Annotated in this window: 13 protein-coding genes; 6 read left to right on the top strand and 7 right to left on the bottom strand. The window is 65.8% G+C overall.

The window, feature by feature from the left end:
- Nucleotides 1–2 precede the first annotated feature (2 nt).
- Nucleotides 3–902 carry a LysR family transcriptional regulator gene (locus FJ418_RS16785; RefSeq protein ID WP_140656930.1) on the top strand — a complete coding sequence of 300 codons (900 nt, stop codon included), beginning with the start codon at nt 3–5 and terminating at the stop codon, nt 900–902.
- A 223-nt stretch (nt 903–1125) separates the two neighbouring features.
- On the opposite strand, the gene FJ418_RS16795 is transcribed toward FJ418_RS16785, so the two are convergent.
- On the bottom strand, nt 1126–1752 hold the full coding sequence (locus FJ418_RS16795; RefSeq protein ID WP_140641069.1) for a TetR/AcrR family transcriptional regulator: 627 nt from the start codon (nt 1750–1752) through the stop codon (nt 1126–1128).
- A 120-nt stretch (nt 1753–1872) separates the two neighbouring features.
- Between FJ418_RS16795 and FJ418_RS16800 the strand changes: the two genes are divergently transcribed.
- The 4 genes from FJ418_RS16800 (at nt 1873) to FJ418_RS16815 (ending at nt 6742) form a co-directional block, all read left to right on the top strand.
- Nucleotides 1873–3057, top strand: a complete 1185-nt coding sequence (locus FJ418_RS16800) for an MFS transporter (protein WP_140867396.1) — start codon at nt 1873–1875, stop codon at nt 3055–3057.
- Nucleotides 3058–3071: 14 nt separating this feature from the next.
- Nucleotides 3072–4352, top strand: coding sequence for a D-arabinono-1,4-lactone oxidase (locus FJ418_RS16805; RefSeq protein WP_140867399.1), 1281 nt, complete (start codon nt 3072–3074; stop codon nt 4350–4352).
- Nucleotides 4349–5485 carry an alanine racemase gene (locus FJ418_RS16810; protein ID WP_140867401.1) on the top strand — a complete coding sequence of 379 codons (1137 nt, stop codon included), beginning with the start codon at nt 4349–4351 and terminating at the stop codon, nt 5483–5485. The genes FJ418_RS16805 and FJ418_RS16810 overlap by 4 nt, the downstream gene beginning before the upstream one ends.
- Nucleotides 5486–5806: 321 nt before the next feature.
- Entirely contained in the window at nt 5807–6742 is a 936-nt protein-coding gene (locus FJ418_RS16815) for a bifunctional helix-turn-helix transcriptional regulator/GNAT family N-acetyltransferase (protein ID WP_140867404.1), read from the top strand.
- Between the two features lie 139 nt (nt 6743–6881).
- Here the strand turns inward: FJ418_RS16815 and FJ418_RS16825 are convergent, their stop codons facing one another.
- Complete coding sequence (locus FJ418_RS16825; RefSeq protein ID WP_140867407.1) at nt 6882–7715, bottom strand: AraC family transcriptional regulator; 834 nt, start codon at nt 7713–7715, stop codon at nt 6882–6884.
- Between the two features lie 148 nt (nt 7716–7863).
- Here FJ418_RS16825 and FJ418_RS16830 point away from each other — a divergent pair, with 148 nt between their 5' ends.
- A complete protein-coding gene (locus FJ418_RS16830; protein WP_140867409.1) occupies nt 7864–9357 on the top strand; it encodes a winged helix-turn-helix domain-containing protein in 1494 nt (497 codons plus the stop codon).
- Between the two features lie 114 nt (nt 9358–9471).
- Here the strand turns inward: FJ418_RS16830 and FJ418_RS16835 are convergent, their stop codons facing one another.
- The 5 genes from FJ418_RS16835 to FJ418_RS16855 all read right to left on the bottom strand — a co-directional run bounded on the left by FJ418_RS16835 (nt 9472) and on the right by FJ418_RS16855 (nt 16269).
- Nucleotides 9472–9804: a hypothetical protein gene (locus FJ418_RS16835; protein ID WP_246683071.1), complete on the bottom strand. Its 333-nt coding sequence runs from the start codon at nt 9802–9804 to the stop codon at nt 9472–9474.
- Nucleotides 9805–9831: 27 nt separating this feature from the next.
- Nucleotides 9832–10245, bottom strand: coding sequence for a hypothetical protein (locus tag FJ418_RS16840; protein WP_140855415.1), 414 nt, complete (start codon nt 10243–10245; stop codon nt 9832–9834).
- A 74-nt stretch (nt 10246–10319) separates the two neighbouring features.
- On the bottom strand, nt 10320–13424 hold the full coding sequence (locus tag FJ418_RS16845) for an efflux RND transporter permease subunit (protein ID WP_281407573.1): 3105 nt from the start codon (nt 13422–13424) through the stop codon (nt 10320–10322).
- A gap of 116 nt (nt 13425–13540) precedes the next feature.
- Nucleotides 13541–15115, bottom strand: coding sequence for an FAD-dependent monooxygenase (locus FJ418_RS16850; RefSeq protein ID WP_210243152.1), 1575 nt, complete (start codon nt 15113–15115; stop codon nt 13541–13543).
- Entirely contained in the window at nt 15112–16269 is a 1158-nt protein-coding gene (locus FJ418_RS16855) for an efflux RND transporter periplasmic adaptor subunit (protein WP_140867412.1), read from the bottom strand. Before FJ418_RS16855 ends, FJ418_RS16850 begins: the two co-directional genes overlap by 4 nt.
- Between the last annotated feature and the right edge of the window lie 265 nt (nt 16270–16534).

The following is a 16534-nucleotide window of genomic DNA, read 5'->3' on the forward strand; positions in this document are numbered from 1 at the left end:
CGATGGATCGGTTTGACAGCATGCGGCTCTTCGCCCGCGTCGTGGAACGCCACAGCTTTACCGCGGCTGCCGCCGATCTCGGCCTGCCGCGCTCCAGCGCCACCGCCGCGATCAAGCAGCTTGAGGAGCGGCTCGGCGTGCAACTGCTCCGCCGCACCACGCGCCACGTCACCACGACGCTCGACGGCGAGGCCTATTACCAGCGCTGCCTCGGCATTCTCGCCGACATCGAGGACGCCGAGGGCACCTTTGGCGCGCATGAAGTGCGCGGGCGGCTCAGCATCGACATCAACGGCCATTTGGCCCGCACCCTGGTCATCCCGGAACTGCCGGCGCTGCTCGCGCGCCATCCCGGGCTCAGCGTGCATATCGGCGAAGGCGATCGCTTCGTCGACCTGGTGCGCGAGGGCGTCGACTGCGTGGTGCGTGCCGGAACGCTTCCCGACAGCGACATGATCGCGCGCCGCATCGGCATGGCGCGCGAAGCGACACTCGCCAGCGCCGCCTATATCGAGCGTCACGGCCTGCCGAGCACCCTGGACGAGCTCGCCGGGCATATGATGATCGGCTTCGTCTCGTCGCGCACCGGCCAGGTGATGCCGCTGGAGTTCACCGTCGACGGCAAGATCCGCGAGGTCGTGCTGCCATCGCGCGTCACGGTCTCCAATTCCGACACCGCCGCCACGCTGGTGCGCCAGGATTTTGGCCTCTACCAGGCGCCGCGCCGCCGCTTCGCCGCCGACATCGAGGCCGGCCGGTTGGTCGAGGTGCTGCCCGGCAACCCGCCGACGCCGACGCCGATCTCGGTGCTCTATCCGCGCAGCCGACAATTGTCGCCACGGGTGCGGGTGTTCGTGGACTGGCTGGTGGAGATCCTGGGGCCGAAGCTGGATGTGTCTTAGGAGATCTTCGCAATGCTGGCGGGACAGCGCCCCCCTCTGGCCTGCCGGCCATCTCCCCCACGAGGGGGGAGATCAGCTGGCGCCGGCTTTCGCCACTCTCCGACGTTGAAGAAAGGGCGCCGCCGGCGAAGCTGCCAATCCCCCCACCTGTGGGGGAGATGTCCGGCAGGACAGAGGGGGGCGCGAAGGAACTCCACGGTTCCATTCTTCAGCAAGCCGAGACCTATAGAAACAACCGCAACTGCGTGTGAATGATCGACCGATAGTCGTCGATCGTGCGCCGGCCTTCTTCCTTGTCCTGCGTCAGCGCCAGCCGCACGACGCCGCCGGCAAGCTGGAAGATCAGGAACACGACGCGCCCGAACGCCTCGCGCCGCTCCGGCTCGATCATCGGACCGACATGGTCGCAGAACATCTTCGCCTGATGCCTGGTCTCGGCGATGTCGAGATGCTGCAGCGCCTTGTCGGCCTGGATGGCGTTCTGCAGGTCCTGGATGGCCGGGTCGGCGGCGACGCGGGCATAATAATCGTCGAGCAGGCGGTCGGCCGCCGCGGTCACGTCGCCCAGCCCGCCTATCCCGGCGATGATGGCGCCGAAGCGCGCCCGGCTTTCCTCGGAAAACCGCTCATAGAGCATCGCCAGGATCGCCGACTTCGACGGAAAATAGTGGTAGACGGTGGCGATCGGCCCGCCGGCCAGCGCGCCGACTTCCTTCATCGTCACCGCGTCGATGCCCTTTTCGCCGATCAGCCGCATGGTGGTGGCGAGGATCGCGTCGATGCGCTCGCGGCTGCGCTCCTGCTTCGGCCTGCGCCGCGGTTCCGTCGCCGTTCGCCTTGTCTGCGTCATGCGCCAAATCCCGTGGGAGCTCGCGAATTCTTGGTTGACAAGAAACATGATCAAGTATCAGTTTCGTGAAATACTGACAACTTGTCAGTTTTTCGATCGAGCTGCAAGGGAGGGGCACTCGTGACCGCATCGCAAGCCGCGCAGGCGGAAAATGACGAATGGCTTGTCGGCAATCCGACCGGACTGCAGCTCGCCTCGGCGCTGTGGATCGGCTCGGTCGGCCTGCTCATCCTTGGCCTGCAGCCGGTGCTGCTCGGTGCGCTCTACACCGAAGGGCATGTCACCGGCGACGAGCTCGCTCTGGTGGCCACCGCCGAGATGATCGCGATCGCCATCGGCTCAGGCGTAGTGGCAATGCTGCTCCCTGCCAGGAACATGCGCCGGAAGAGCGCGGTGCTGCTCGTGCTGCTCGCGCTCGCCAATTTCTGGACCGCTTATGCCGGTACTCCCAATGCGCTGATCAGCGCGCGCACGCTGGCCGGCTTGGCGGAGGGCGGGCTGGTCGCGGTCGCCACCGAATTGATCGCCCGCTCGCGTCGCGCCGAGCGCATCGGCGGCTATTTCGTCACGCTGCAGACCTTGGCGCAATGCGCGCTGGCGCTGATCCTCGCGCTCTATGCCGTGCCGCGAGCCGGCTCGGCCGGCGGCTTCATCGCGCTCGGCATCGTCTGCCTGCTGTCGCTGGTCGTCGCCTGGACCGTGCCGGACGACTATGCCGACCTGCCCAAGGAAGAGCAGTTCGCCAACGTGGCGACCGTGCCGGCGATCACCGCGCTCTTGTCTATCTTCTGCTATTTCATGTTCTTCGGCGCCGTCTGGGCTTTCCTCGAGCCCATCGGCGCGCAGTTCGGCATTGATGGCCGCACCGTCGGCCTGATGGTGTCGGCGAGCCTTGCCGCGCAGGTGCTCGGCGCCATGACCGCGACGATCTTCGAGGCGCGCATCGACTATCGTTTTGCCATCACTGCCATCGGGGTCATCGCGGCGATCAGCTCGGTGCTGCTTGCCTCCGGCCCGGGGCTTTCGACGTTCTGGGCCGTGGCGCTAGTGATGGGCTTCATCCTGCTCTTCATCGTGCCTTACCAGATCCGCCTCGCCATCACCGCCGACGAGACGCGCACCGCCGCACTCCTGGTGCCGGCCGCGCAACTCTTCGGCCTCGCCATCGGCCCGATTGCCGCCTCGCTGCTGATCGACGGCGAGAATTTCCGGCCCGTGCCCGAATTCGCCGCCGCCACCGCCTTGGCCAGCGTGCTTTTGCTCGGCGTCTTCGTGCTGGTCGCGCGCCGGCGCGGCCGGGCCTGAGCGGGAGGATTGGGATGGCAATCGCCTGGAGCAACTGGTCGGGCTTCGTCACGGCTTCCCCGCAATTGATCGCGACCCCGGCCGATGCCGGGGAACTGGCCGAGCTGGTGCGCTCGGCGCCCGGACCGCTGCGCGTCGCAGGCGCCGGCCATTCCTTCACGCCGCTGGTGCAGTCCGACGGCACCATCGTTTCGCTGGAGAAGATCGAGGGGCTGGTCTCGCATGAGGCGGCGGCCAACCGGGCGCGGGTGAGGGCGGGCACGCGGCTCGGCGCCCTGATGCGCATCCTGCAGGACATCGGCCAGGGTCTGCCCAACATGGGCGACATCGACCGCCAGGCGATCGGCGGCGCGCTGGGCACGGCGACGCACGGCTCGGGCCCGACCCTCGGCGCCTATCACACGCAGCTCGAGGCGCTGCAGCTGGTGGATGGGCAAGGCAGGCTGCGCGAGTACAGCCGCGCTGGCGACCTCGACATGATCCACGCCACCGGCGTCGCGCTGGGCAGCTTCGGCGTGCTGACCGAAGTGACGATGAACAACATGGCGACCTATCGGCTGCGCCGCCGCAAATGGGTTCTGCCGGTCGGCGACATGCTCAAAAACTTCGAGACAATGATGGCCGCGCATCGCTCGGCCGAGTTCTACTACATCCCCTTCGCCGACTACGTGCAGTTCATTGCCAGCGATCTCAGTGGCGCAGCGCCGACGCCGCGGCCGACCGAGGATGACGAGGAAGGATTGGCGACTTTGCGCAAGCTGCGCACCGCTTTGCGCTGGCTGCCGTCGCTGCGCGGCGCGCTGATCAGGGGCGCGGTGAAGAAAGTGACCTCCGAGGACTATGTGCAGGACTGGCTCAACGTCTACGCCAGCGACCGTCGCACCAAATTCAACGAGATGGAGTACCACCTGCCTTACGAGGAAGGTCCCAAGGCGTTGGCCGAGATCATCGCGCTGACGGAGAAGCGCTTCCCGGAAGTCTATTTCCCGATGGAGGTGCGTTCGGTGGCGCCCGACGAATTCTGGCTTTCGCCTTTCTACAAAAGGCTGACCTGCTCGATCGCCATCCACCACGATGCGGCGAACGACCCGCTGCCCTTCATGCGCGCCGCCGAGCCCATCTTCCACAAGTATGGCGGCAGGCCGCATTGGGGCAAGATGCACGGCCTGAAGGCAACGGATTTCAAGAAACTTTATCCGCGCTGGGACGACGCGATGGCGGTGCGGCGCGACATCGATCCGCAAAACCGTTTCGTCTCGCCTTACATGGCCGGCCTGTTCGGCATCCAACAATGAGCGCCTATTTCACCGCTCTGTCCGACGGATTGCGAGCCGCCGAGATTTTCCGGCCCTGCCTTGTTCTCGACCGAGACCGGCTGGACGGCAACATCGCGCTGGTTAAGGAGAGGCTGGCGCCGGGCCTGGCGGTGCGACTGGTCGACAAGTCGCTGCCTTGCATGCCGCTGCTCTCGCACATCGCGCGAGCACTCGAAACCAACCGCTTCATGACCTTCCATCCGCCGGTGACGCAGGCCGTGCTCGACGCTTTTCCCGAGGGCGACCTGCTCTATGGCAAGCCGATGCCGGTCGGCGCCGCCAGGGCCGCGCTGACGAGAGGCGGCGCCGGCTGGCGGTCGCGCGTCTGCTGGCTGATCGATACGCCGGAGCGGCTGGCCGACTATGGCGCCTTGGCCGCCGCGCTCGACACCGAATTGCGCTTCGCTTTCGAGGTGGACGTCGGCCTGCATCGCGGCGGCTTTTCCAGCCCCGCCGAGATCAAGGCGCTGCCGATACCGGATCGTCTGCACTGCGAAGGCATCATGGCCTATGAGGCCCATGCGCCGGAAATCCCCGGTTTATTCGGCGGGGCGGAGAAGGCGCTGAAGCAGGCCTCGACCAAGGCTGCCGGCTTCATCGATGCGCTGGAGCCGGAGGCGTGCCGCATCCTCAACATCGGCGGCTCGAAGACGGCGCTGCTGCATGGCTCGGGCGTCGCTAACGAAGTGTCGATCGGCTCGGCCTTCGTGCTGCCCAAGGATTTCGACACGCCCGGCCTCGGCGGTTTCCAGCCGGCGGCTTTCATCGCCACGCCGATCCTCAAGGCGGTCGATGCGATGCTGCCGGGGCCGCCGGCGGTTTCCAGGGCGTTGCAGTCGCTCGGTCTCTTCGCGCGCAAGGGCTGCTATCTCTATGGCGGCAAGTGGATGGCCGAGCCGGTGTTTCCCGAAGGCATGAAGCCGAACGGCCTGATCGGGCTGTCCTCCAACCAGCAGTTCATGAGCCTGCCCGCCGGGGCGACCGTGAAACCCGGCGACTATGCCTTCCTGCGGCCGACGCAGAGCGAGGCGGTGCTGCAGCATTTCGGTGCGATCGCCGTGTTTTCGGCCGGGCGCATCGTGGAGTTCTGGCCGGTGCTGCCGATGGGGTAAGGGACGCTTCAGCGCTCGCTATTAGCACTGGTGACCGTGAGGTCGTCATTCTAGGGCGGAGCGACGCGAAGCGGAGCGCAGACCCTAGAATCCATGCCATTCCGCCTACCGTAGAACGAATACGGTGCAGAAGAAGGTATCCGATGCCGGCGTTTCAGCGCCAAGGTCTGTGCCGTTGCTGCGCTTGTAGGTCACGGCATGAATTCCAGGGTCTGCGCGCGTCGCTGCGCTCCTTGCTCCGCCCTGGAATACGAAGGCGGGCCTATTAATTGACTCAGTCAACTAAATGATTGATCCTGTCCAAGACAGGAGGAAATCCCCATGACGATCCACGACCACCCCGGCAAGGAGCGCATCGACACAGTCCGGTCCTTCAACCGCTTCTACACCCGCCAGATCGGCTTGCTCGACGAGGGCCTGTTGAAGAGCCCGTTCTCGCTGACCGAGGCGCGGGTGCTCTATGAGCTTGCGCATCGCGACGGGCTCGTCGCCAGCGACCTGGTGCGCGAGCTTGGCCTCGACCCCGGCTATGTCAGCCGTCTTCTCAAGAAATTCGAGGAGCGCGGCCTGGTCGAGCGCGAAGCCACCGAGGCGGACGCGCGCCGCGCCTCGATCGCGCTGACGCCCGCGGGCAGGCAGGCCTTCGCGCCGCTCAACCAGGATTCGCACGACCAGGTGCGCGCGCTGCTCGATCGCCTGGCGCCTGTCGACCAGGAGCGGCTGGTCAAGGCCATGCGTACCGTACAGGAACTGCTCGGCGACAAACCCGAACCGAAGGAAGCCTACATCCTGCGGCCGCTGCAGGTTGGCGACATCGGTTGGATCACGCGCCGCCAGGGTATGCTCTATACGCAGGAGTATGGTTGGGACGGGACCTTCGAGGCGCTGGTCGCCGAGATCCTCGGCGAATTCGTCAGGAAATTCGATCCGAAGTGGGAGCGTGCCTGGATCGCCGAGCGCGCGGGCGAGATTGTCGGTTCCGTCTTCGTCGTGCGCAAGTCGCCGGAGGTGGCGAAGCTCAGGCTGCTCTATGTCGAGCCATCGGCGCGTGGCCTTGGCATCGGCGCGCGCCTGGTCGACGAATGCATCGCCTTCGCGCGCGCCAAAGGCTACAAGACGCTGACCTTATGGACCAACGACATACTGGGCGCGGCCCGCCGCATCTACCAGGCCGTGGGGTTCAAGCTGGTCGACGAGGAGCGCCACCATTCCTTCGGCAAGGACTTGGTCGGGCAGACATGGGATCTGGAGCTTTAATGCATGTCGCGCAAAAGTGTGCAGCGGTTTTGCGATAACGACATGCATGAAAACAAAGGCTTAAGCGCGTCGCCTGAATCCGCTTCAGCGCGACGCGCTTTAGCTCTCTCCCTTCTCTCACAAGCTGAAGGGAAGGCGCTCACCCCTTCACCGGCAACCAGATCTCCAACCCGCCATTGCCGGTGCGCGCGTCGAATTCGGGTCCGTAACGCTCGAATTCCGGTGCGTCGGCGATCTCGTGGCCGGAGGCCGGCAGCCAGCTGTTCCAGATCGTGTTGATGGTCCGGCGGATGGTCGAGATGTGCTCGCGATGCGAGAACACCGCATATTTCTGCGCCGGCACCCGCACACGGTAAAAATCCTTCGGCAGGTCGCAGAAATCCGTCACCTGGACGCCGGCGACATAGTCGAAATTGCCGGCATCGTCGCCATTCGTGCACACGCCGTAGAAGACGCCGGGCACTTCGCCTGGAATGTTGCCGATATAGGGGGCGAAGCGCTGCCATTGCATGGGAATGCCGGCACTGGCCTCGCAGCTGTAGCGTTCGCCGAGACCGGCGATGAGGAAGGGGCGGCTGGTCTCGAAGCGCGGCGACTCGAGTGTGGCGAGAAGCGAACTGTCCATCAGAATGGGCTCCACGAGGTTGAGGTTTCGGGTCGAGCCTTGCGCGCGCACCAGCTCCGGCGTGGTGCCGAATTCATCGCGAAAGGCCCGTGTGAACGCCTCATGCGAGCCGTAGCCGGCATCGAGCGCGACCGAGAGGATGTCGCGCGCGCCGCCGGCCAGCTTGCGCGCCGCTTCGCTCAAGCGGCGCGCCCGCATATAACCCATGACCGACCGTCCCGTGGCGGCGCCGAAGGCGCGCGTCACATGGAAGCGCGATACGCCGCTGCTTTGCGCTATTTCGTCGAGACTGATCGCGTCCGGCAGATGGCTTTCGACAAACCACAGCGCTTTCTCGGTCGGGTTCATGGTTCCTCGCATTTGGCGCGGCGACATTAGCCCTCGCGCCGCCGGCCAGTTTGATCGAAATTGCGCGCTGGGCAATAATGCGCTTAGACCATGCCGCGTCGAGTGGAAGCGATGCGGCGCAAAGCATTGTCCGGGGAGGGGTGTCCCGATGGCGCCGGCGACAGCCGATCAGGTCTTTCGTTTTGGCGGGTTCACGCTCGACCTTGCCATGGGCACGCTGCGCGGCGTCAACGAGCCGCTGTTCCTGCGCCCGAAGGCTTTCGCGCTGCTGTCCCATCTTGCCCGCAACATGGGCCGCGTGGTGCCGAAATCGGAACTGATGGATGTCGTGTGGCCGGGCGTCTACGTCACCGAGGATTCGCTGACGCAGTCGGTGCGCGAGATCCGCAAGGTGCTGGGCGACGACATGGTGCGCACCGTCTCCAAGCGTGGCTACATGCTGGCAGCGGAAGCCGAAGCGGCGCCCGAGATAAGCACGCAGCCGATCGTCGCCGTGGTGCGCTTCCGCAATGAGAGCGGCGATCCGGCCGACGAGGCCATGGTCGATGGATTCGCGGAAGACCTGATCAATGGCGTCGCGCGCTTCGGCACCGTCACTGTGCTGGCGCGGAACTCCAGCTTCTCCTTTGCCTCCTTCGGCCGAGACGAGTGGCCGCAGATCCGCGCCCGCATCGGCGCCGACTATCTGGTCGAGGGCTCGCTGCGCCGTCAGGGCGAGCATGTCGTGGTCGCTGTCAGTCTGGTAGACATCGCCACCGCGAGCCAACTCTGGGGCGACCGCTACCAGTCGCATGGCGAAGGCCTGTTCGCCATCGAGCGCGAGATCGTCGAGCAGATCGTCAGCCGCCTGGTCACGCGGGTCGCCAATGCCGGGCTGCAGCAGGCGTCACGCAAGCCGGTCACCAGCCTTGCCGCCTACGAGCTCCTGATACGTGGCTTTGCGCTGCTGCGCGACCCGGCCCAGACCGACCAGCGCGGCGCCGAGGCCTTGTTCGAGGCGGCGATCGCCAAGGATCCGAATTACGGGCTGGCCTACACCTATCTCGGCTTGGCGCGCTCGCTCGACGGCGAATTCGGGCGTGCCAGCGATGCCGTGCTGGAAAACGCGCGCGACCTTGCCGACAAGGGCCTGGCGCTGTCGCCGGACCAGCCGACCGGTCATCGCGTGCAGTCGCTGATCCGCCTCTACATGCGTGATCACGAGGCGGCCGAGCACCACATGCGCATTGCGCTGCAGCTCAACCCTTACGATGCCGACAGCATCGAGCAGATGGGCATGCTGCTGACCATGCGCGGCCGGCCGCTGGAAGCGCTGACCTGGCTGGCACGCGGCATCCGTATCGATCCCTTGCACCCGCATTGGTACCAGTTCGATCGCGCGCTGGCGCTCTACATGATGGGCGAGTACCGGCAGGCGGCCGACGCACTGGAACTGGCAACGCGTCCAGCGCCGTGGATCCGCACGCGGCTCGCGGCCTGTTATGCCCAGATGGGCGACATGGAGAAGGCGCGGCGGCAGATCGCACTCATCGAGGAGGGCGCCCCGTTCTCGCCGATCGACTATGCGCTGCGCGGCGTGCCGTTCGAGAACAAGGCTGATGCCGAGCATTTCGCCGAAGGTGTCAGGCTTGCCCTCGGCTAAGGCACGTCGCCCGGAAGTGTGCAGCGGATAGCGACATGCATCAAAAACAGCGACTTAAAAGCGCGTCGACTGAATCCGTTTCAGGGCGACGCGCTTTAGCTGACGCCGAGGCGATCAATCGGCCACGACCACGATGTAGCGGCCCTGATAGAGCCGGTAGTAAGTGCCGCCGCAGCGCCAGACGTCAAAACCGTTGACCTTGGTGCGGACGCAGCCGGTGGGCAGCGTCGCGACCCAGGTCGTGGTGTGCCGCAGCACGCGCCAGGTGGTGGTGCGGCGGGCGACTCCGGCGGCGCTGCGCGGCGTCCACGGCGCCCCGATGCGGGCCTCGGCGGTGCTGACCGGCGACAAAGCGGGCACGGCGCTGCCGACGATTTCGACAGCGGTGATCGCAAGAGCGAGCAGAGCTGCGGCCGAGCGGTATTTCTTCAAGGATTTCATGGGCATGTTGGTTCTCCAGATGTTGGTTGAAGTCTAGTGGGAGGATTGAGCGGCAAGCCGGGTCGAGCCCGTCAGCGCCGCCAGGTGAGCAACCACGAGCACCCAGTGCGCCGTGGTTGTGACGTAGCCGACGACGAGCACGTCCGCGGCGACGAAGAACTGCCAGAACAGAAGGTTCGCCGTTCCAAGCAGCATGTGCACGGCAGCCAGGACGGCATGCCAGTTGCGGGAATAGGCGATGCGCCAGAGCGTCACGCCGATGATCAGGGCAAGCCCGTGCGCCTCGATGAAGCCGATGCCGGTACCGGGCGCATCGCCGAGCAGGATTGCTTCCGGGCCGCGCCCGAAGAAGGAGCCGGCAATGTCGGTGAAGAGCCCGCCGGCCGACGCCAGCATCAGGAAGCCGGCGTTCAGGCGAACGAAGAGGTTTCCGTAGAAGGAGGACATGATCTTGCTTTTCTGTTTGTTGTTGGGATGCGGCCACGGCGGCGTCGCCGCCGTGGCTTGCCGTGCCTCGCCGCTCAGGCGGCGATGGCCTGCGGTTCGGCGGTGGCGGTGACCGGCTCGGTCCCCGCCGCGGCGTGTTCCGGCACCTTGATGCGGAACCAGGCGACGTAGAGCGTCGGCAGGAAAACCAGCGTCAGCACGGTCGCCACCATCAGGCCGCCCATCACCGCATAGGCCATCGGTCCCCAGAACACGGTCGGCGCGATCGGGATCATGCCGAGGATGGCTGCCGCCGCCGTCAGCAGGATCGGCCGCAGCCGGTGCGTGGTGGCGCTGATCACCGCCGCCCACGGCTCCTCGCCGGCGGCGATATGCTGGTCGATCTGCGCGATCAGGATGACCGAGTTGCGGATCACCATGCCGATCAGCGACATCACGCCGAGGATGGCGACAAAGCCCATCGGAGCCCCTGACAGAAGCAGCGCAGCGGCGACGCCGACGATGGCCAGCGGAGCGGTGAGCAGCACCAGCACCAAGCGCTGGAAGCTCATCAGCTGGATCATCAGCACCGTAGCCATGATAAACAGCATCAGCGGAAAGACCACGAAGATGCTGGCCTGCGCCTTGGCGCTGTCCTCGATGACGCCACCCTGCTCGACGCTGTAGCGCACCGGCAGCTCGGCCTTAAACGTGGCGATCGCCTTCTCCAGCCGCTTCGACACGATGGTGGCGTTCTCGCCCGTCGCGACGTCGGCCTGCACGGTCACGGTCGGCAGGCGGCCTCGACGCCAGATCAGCGGCGGCTCGGTCTGGTAGCTGAGCTTCGCCACCTGTTCGAGCGGCACGCGCCGTCCGCCGGAGGCGCTGATCGTCAGGCCGCGCAGCGTGTCGATGCTGGCGCGTTCCGAATCCACGGCGCGGGCGACGATGTCGACGAGATAGGTGTTGTCGCGCATCTCGGTGATCTTCGAGCCGGACAGGATCGCGTTGATCGTCTCCGACAGCTGCTGCGAGGAGATGCCCAGCGCACGCGCCCAATCCTGGTCGACCTCGACCTTGATGACCTTGGCCGGCTCGTTCCAGTCGTAGTTGATGTTGCGGACCGCTGCGTCGCTGCCGAGCACCTGCGCGAACTGCTGCGCGAGACTCCGCGTCTTGTCCGGGTCTGGACCGCTGACACGGAACTTCAGCGGCCAGCCGACCGGCGGGCCAAGTTCCAGCGGCGTGACGCGGGCCATGACGTCGTCGAAGCCGGTCGACAGCTCCTTCTCCAGCCGGTCGATGACCGCCTGGCGCACGGCATGGCCCTTGGTCACCACCACCGCCTGGGCGAAAAAGTCGTTGGCCAGCTGCGCGTCGAGCGGCAGGTAGAAGCGCACCGCGCCCTGGCCGACATAGAAGCTCCAATGGTCGATGTCAGTATCGGAAGCGAGCAGCTTCTCGACGCGCTCGACGACCGCGTCCGTCGCCTTGATCGAGGCGGTGCGCGGCAGTGTGAGATCGAGCATGACCTCCGGCCGGTCCGACTTCGGGAAGAACTCCTGGCCGACGAAGCCCATGGCAACGACCGAGAGCGCGAACAGCCCGGCGGTCGCCGACAGCACCAGCCACTTCGCCCGCATCGCGGTTTCGAGCAGCACCTGGAAGCCACGGGCAATGCGCGACGGCTGGTGGCTGCCGCCATGTCCCTTGATGCGGTCCGGCAGAATGACGACGCCGGTGAGCGGCGTGAACAGCACCGCGACGACCCAGGAGACGACGAGTGCGATGGCGACGACCGCAAACAGCGAGAAGCAGTATTCGCCGGCGCCGCTCTTGGCGAAGCCGACCGGCACGAAGCCGGCGATCGTCACCACCGTGCCGGTCAGCATCGGGAAGGCAGTCGAGGTATAGGCATAGGTGGCGGCCGAGATCTTGTCGTGGCCTTCCTCCATGCGGGCGATCATCATCTCGACCGCGATCATCGCATCGTCGACCAGCAGGCCGAGCGCGATGATCAGCGCGCCGAGCGAGATACGCTGCAGCGATATGCCGAAATACTGCATGGTGACGAAGGTGATCGCCAGCACCAGCGGGATGGCAACCGCCACGACGACGCCGGGGCGCCAGCCAAGCGCCAGCAGTGACACGGCAAGCACGATGGCGATCGCTTCGCCGAGGCTCTTGGTGAATTCGCCGACGGATTCTTCCACGACATGCGACTGGTCCGCGACCATGCCGGGCTCGGCGCCGAGCGGCAGCTCGGCCTCCATCTCATGCATCTTCTCCTTGACGTTTTCGCCCAATGCCAGCGCGTCCCCGCCTGCCGTCATCGAGACGGCGATGCCGACCGCTGGCTTGCCGTTGAAGCGGAACATCGGCTGCGGCGGGTCGGAATCGGCGCGCTTGACCTCGGCGACGTCGCCCAATCGGAAGTAATGGCCGCTGGCGTAGAAGTTGATCGCCTTCAGGCTCTCTTCCGACGTGAAGGAACCGGACACGCGGATGGCGATGCGCTCGGGACCGGCGTCGACCGTGCCGCTCGGCGTCAGCGCGTTCTGCGCCTGCAACGCCTGCGTCAGCGTGCCGACGTCGAGGCCGAGCGCCGCCACCTTCTGGGTCGAGAATTCGAGATAGATCTTCTCGTCCTGCTGGCCGATCAGGTCGACCTTGGCGACGTCCTTCACCGTGAGCAGCCCGGCGCGCAGGCTGGTCGCCATATCCTTCAGCTTGCGATGGCTGAGGCTGTCGGAGGTGAGCGCGTAGATCAGCGAATAGGTGTCGCCGAACTCGTCGTTGAAGAACGGGCCCTGCACCCCCGACGGCAGCGTCGGCTTGATGTCGTCCAGCTTCTTGCGCACCTGGTACCAGAGCGGTTGCACCTCGTCGCCGGCAACAGTGTCCTTCAGGTTGACGAAGACGATGGATTCGCCCGGCTTGGTGTAGCTCTTGACGTAGTCGAGATCGGGCAGTTCCTCGAGCTTCTTCTCGATGCGGTCGGTGATCTGTTCGACCGTGTCGCTGGTGCTGGCGCCTGGCCACATCGTCTTCACCACCATGGTCTTGATGGTGAAGGGCGGGTCCTCCTCGCGGCCGAGACCGCGATAGGCGTAGAGGCCGGCGAGTGCGGCGGCGATCATCAGGTAGACGATGAAGCTGCGGTGGCGCAGCGCCCATTCGGAAAGATTGAAGCTGGTCATGATGCAAAGCCCTCTCAGCGCGCGAAGGCGCGTTCCGCCGGCTTCTGCCGGCTGGCGAAAACAAGTGATGGTTTGGGTCCGGTCAGCGCCCGCCATTTGGCGGGCGCCGCGGCAAGTCAGGCCAGGCTGTGCATGGTGCCCGGTACGCGGTATGGCGCCCGCTCGGCCGTCCTTGGTTTGATGGCGAGGCCGGCGAGGTAGCGCTGGAAGCTCGCCGCCTCCTGCACCGGCGAGGCGAGCGCGACATGCCCGTCCGGCCTCACCAGATAGGCGGCGTCGCGCTGCAAGGCGGCTTTCGCGGCCGTCTCCGACCAGGCGAAGCCGTGAACCGGAATGCCGGTCGATGCCAGCATGGCCCGGAATTCCGCATTGACCTCGCCATAGACATGCACCTGCCAGTCCAGCGAGCGCAGCGGCTCGAGATTGTCGCTGCCTGGCATCGGCACATAGGGCAGGCGGTCGCCGCCGCTGACCTTTCCCGCTGTGCCCGAGCTGATCGGGCCGGCGCGGTACTGGATCGCCGCCTGCGAGATGACGCCGAAGAAGGCGCGCGAGCCGTATGACGTGTGCAGCGCGATGTTCAGGATCTTCGGCATCAGATAGCGCCGGAACAGGCCGACGAGCCGCGAGCGGCTGGTGGCGATGCGGAACGCCTGGTCCGTGCTCTCGATCAGTCTGTGGGCGAAGGCGATACGCTCCGGCTCATAGCTGTCGAGCAGGCGCGGATCGGCGCGGCCCTGGACGACGGCAGCGAGCTTCCAGGCAAGGTTCACCGCATCGCCCATGCCGGTGTTCATCCCCTGTCCGCCGGCCGGGCTGTGGATGTGGCCAGCGTCGCCGCAGAGGAACACACGGCCGACGCGAAAATTCTCGGCGACGCGATGATGGACCCGGTAGGTCGAGAACCAGTTGACCTCGTCGACCGTTACGCCGGTGTCGCGCTCGACGTCGGCGCGTATCGCCTCGAAGCTGATCGTCTCGTCCGCCTCATGCGCCTTCGGCACGATGCCGATCAGCCGGATCGAACCCGACTGCCGGACCGGCATGACGATGGCAAAACCGTAGGTGCTGATGGTCGTGTCCATGCCGTTGCGGGTGATGTCGCCACGGCCTTTCACGTCGACGACGTAGAAGGACTGTTCGTAGGCGCCGCCGGGAAAGCCGATATTCAGCCCGTGGCGCACTGTGCTGTGGGCGCCGTCGCAACCGGCGAGGTAGTTGGCGACGACGGTTTCCGTCTGGCCTTCCTTGCTCAGCGTCGCGATGACCGCGTGGCCCTTGTCCTGGAAAGCGATGAGCTCCGTGCCGCGCTCCACCTCGACGCCGGCGCGCTCCAGATGCGTGATCAGCACGCGCTCGTGGATGTCCTGCGGCAGCGCGAAGGCGAAGGAATAGGGGCTGATGCCGCGGCCGAAATCGGCGAGCGGGAGTCTCGCGGCGACGCCTGCCGGCGTATGCACGGTGAGCTGTTCGATCTTCACGCCCGCGGCAAGCACGTCGTCGACGATGCCGATCTGGCGGTGGAATTCCAGCGTGCGCGCCTGGACGGCCAGCGCGCGCGAGGTTTCGCCGGGAGCGGCGGCCTTGTCGAAGATGCGCACCGGAACGCCGAGCTTGGTCAACCAGAGCGCGAGCGTCAGCCCGGTCGGGCCGGCGCCGGCGATGAGGACCTTGGTCTTTGACATGGTCATTTTCCTTCTCCCTCAACGATACGGACTTTTTCGTGTTCCCGCAGCCGGTTAACGCCGGCAGTGACGACCCGGTCGCCCTTGGTGAGCCCGGCACTGACGACTACGCGGTCGGTCTCGTAGCGGGCGATGGTGACCGGCTTGAGCTCGACAGCCGACGAGGCCGACACCACCCAGACGGCGGGCTTGCCTTCCTTGTCGAACAGCGCGCTGCCCGGCAGCAGCACGACAGGCGCGCCGGCGATCTCGACGCGGCCGGCGACACTTGCGCCGAAGCGCATCTCGTCAGGCGCATTCTCAAGCGAAACCTTCACCTGGAAGGTGCGGGTGGCGGCGTCGGCCATCGGCGCTATCTCGCGCACAGTGCCGGCGGTCGAGACCGCCGGATTGCTGAGCAGCGAGACGGTGACGGCGGGTATCTTTCGACCGCGCCGGTCGCTGGTAAAGGCTGCTTCCGCGATAGAGAACACCGCGTCGCGGCTCTCCGGATCGGCGACGCGTACCACCATCTGCCCAACATTGACCGATTGGCCGGCCTCGGCGCCGGTGGCGGTGACGATGCCGTCGAATTCGGCCCGGAGCTCGGTGTAACCGAGCTGGTCCTTGGCCATCGCGAAGGCGATGTTCGCCGATTTCAGCTTGGCCTCGGCCGAGCGCAGATTCTTTAGCGTCGCGTCATGGTTGGCGCGTGTCGTGAAACCCTTGGCGAGCAGCGCGCTGATACGCGCTTCGGCGGCGCTGGCTTCCACCAGCACGGCCTCGGCCGCTGTCACATCGGCTTCCGCGCTGGCCAGCCGGTTTCGATAATCCTGGTCGTCGACCCGGGCGAGCACCTCGCCCTTCTTCACCGTGGCGCCGACCTCGGCGGTGCGCTGGATGAGCTTGCCGGAAACGCGAAAACCGAGATCGCTCTCCAGCCTCGGCTTGATCTCGCCGATGGCGACGCGGTTATCCGCGACGGGTTCCGGCGAGACCGAAACTGCCTTGACCAGCTTGGTTTCGGGCGTGCCCGGCGCGACGTTCGATGCTTCGCTTCTGGCGCCGTGCCAGACCATCACGGCACCGCAAGCGAGCGCGGCGATGGAGCCGGCGACAAGGCGGCGCCTGAGCGGCTTGTTGTGCCCAAGAGGACTGTTGTGAAAACGTGCGGCAATCATGTCGTCTCCGTGCCCAAGGTTGCGGCCGCGCTTGGGAGGACGCGGCGGTCGGGAAAACTGCGTTGGCTGGCAGGGGATCGAGGCGTTGCAACCTGTCTTTCGCCAGCCCGATCTTTTTGCGATTTCGGCTCCGGCAAATCCCGAACGGTTTCTGAAAATTTTCCGATGTTTGGGTGAGACGGCGCGAGGAGGGATTGACTGCTACGCATTCGTTGGTGTGTAACGTTATTACATATCATAACGAGAATCGAACCACGAATGCATT

The organism is Mesorhizobium sp. B2-8-3 (assembly GCF_006440815.1).
GTDB lineage: Bacteria > Pseudomonadota > Alphaproteobacteria > Rhizobiales > Rhizobiaceae > Mesorhizobium.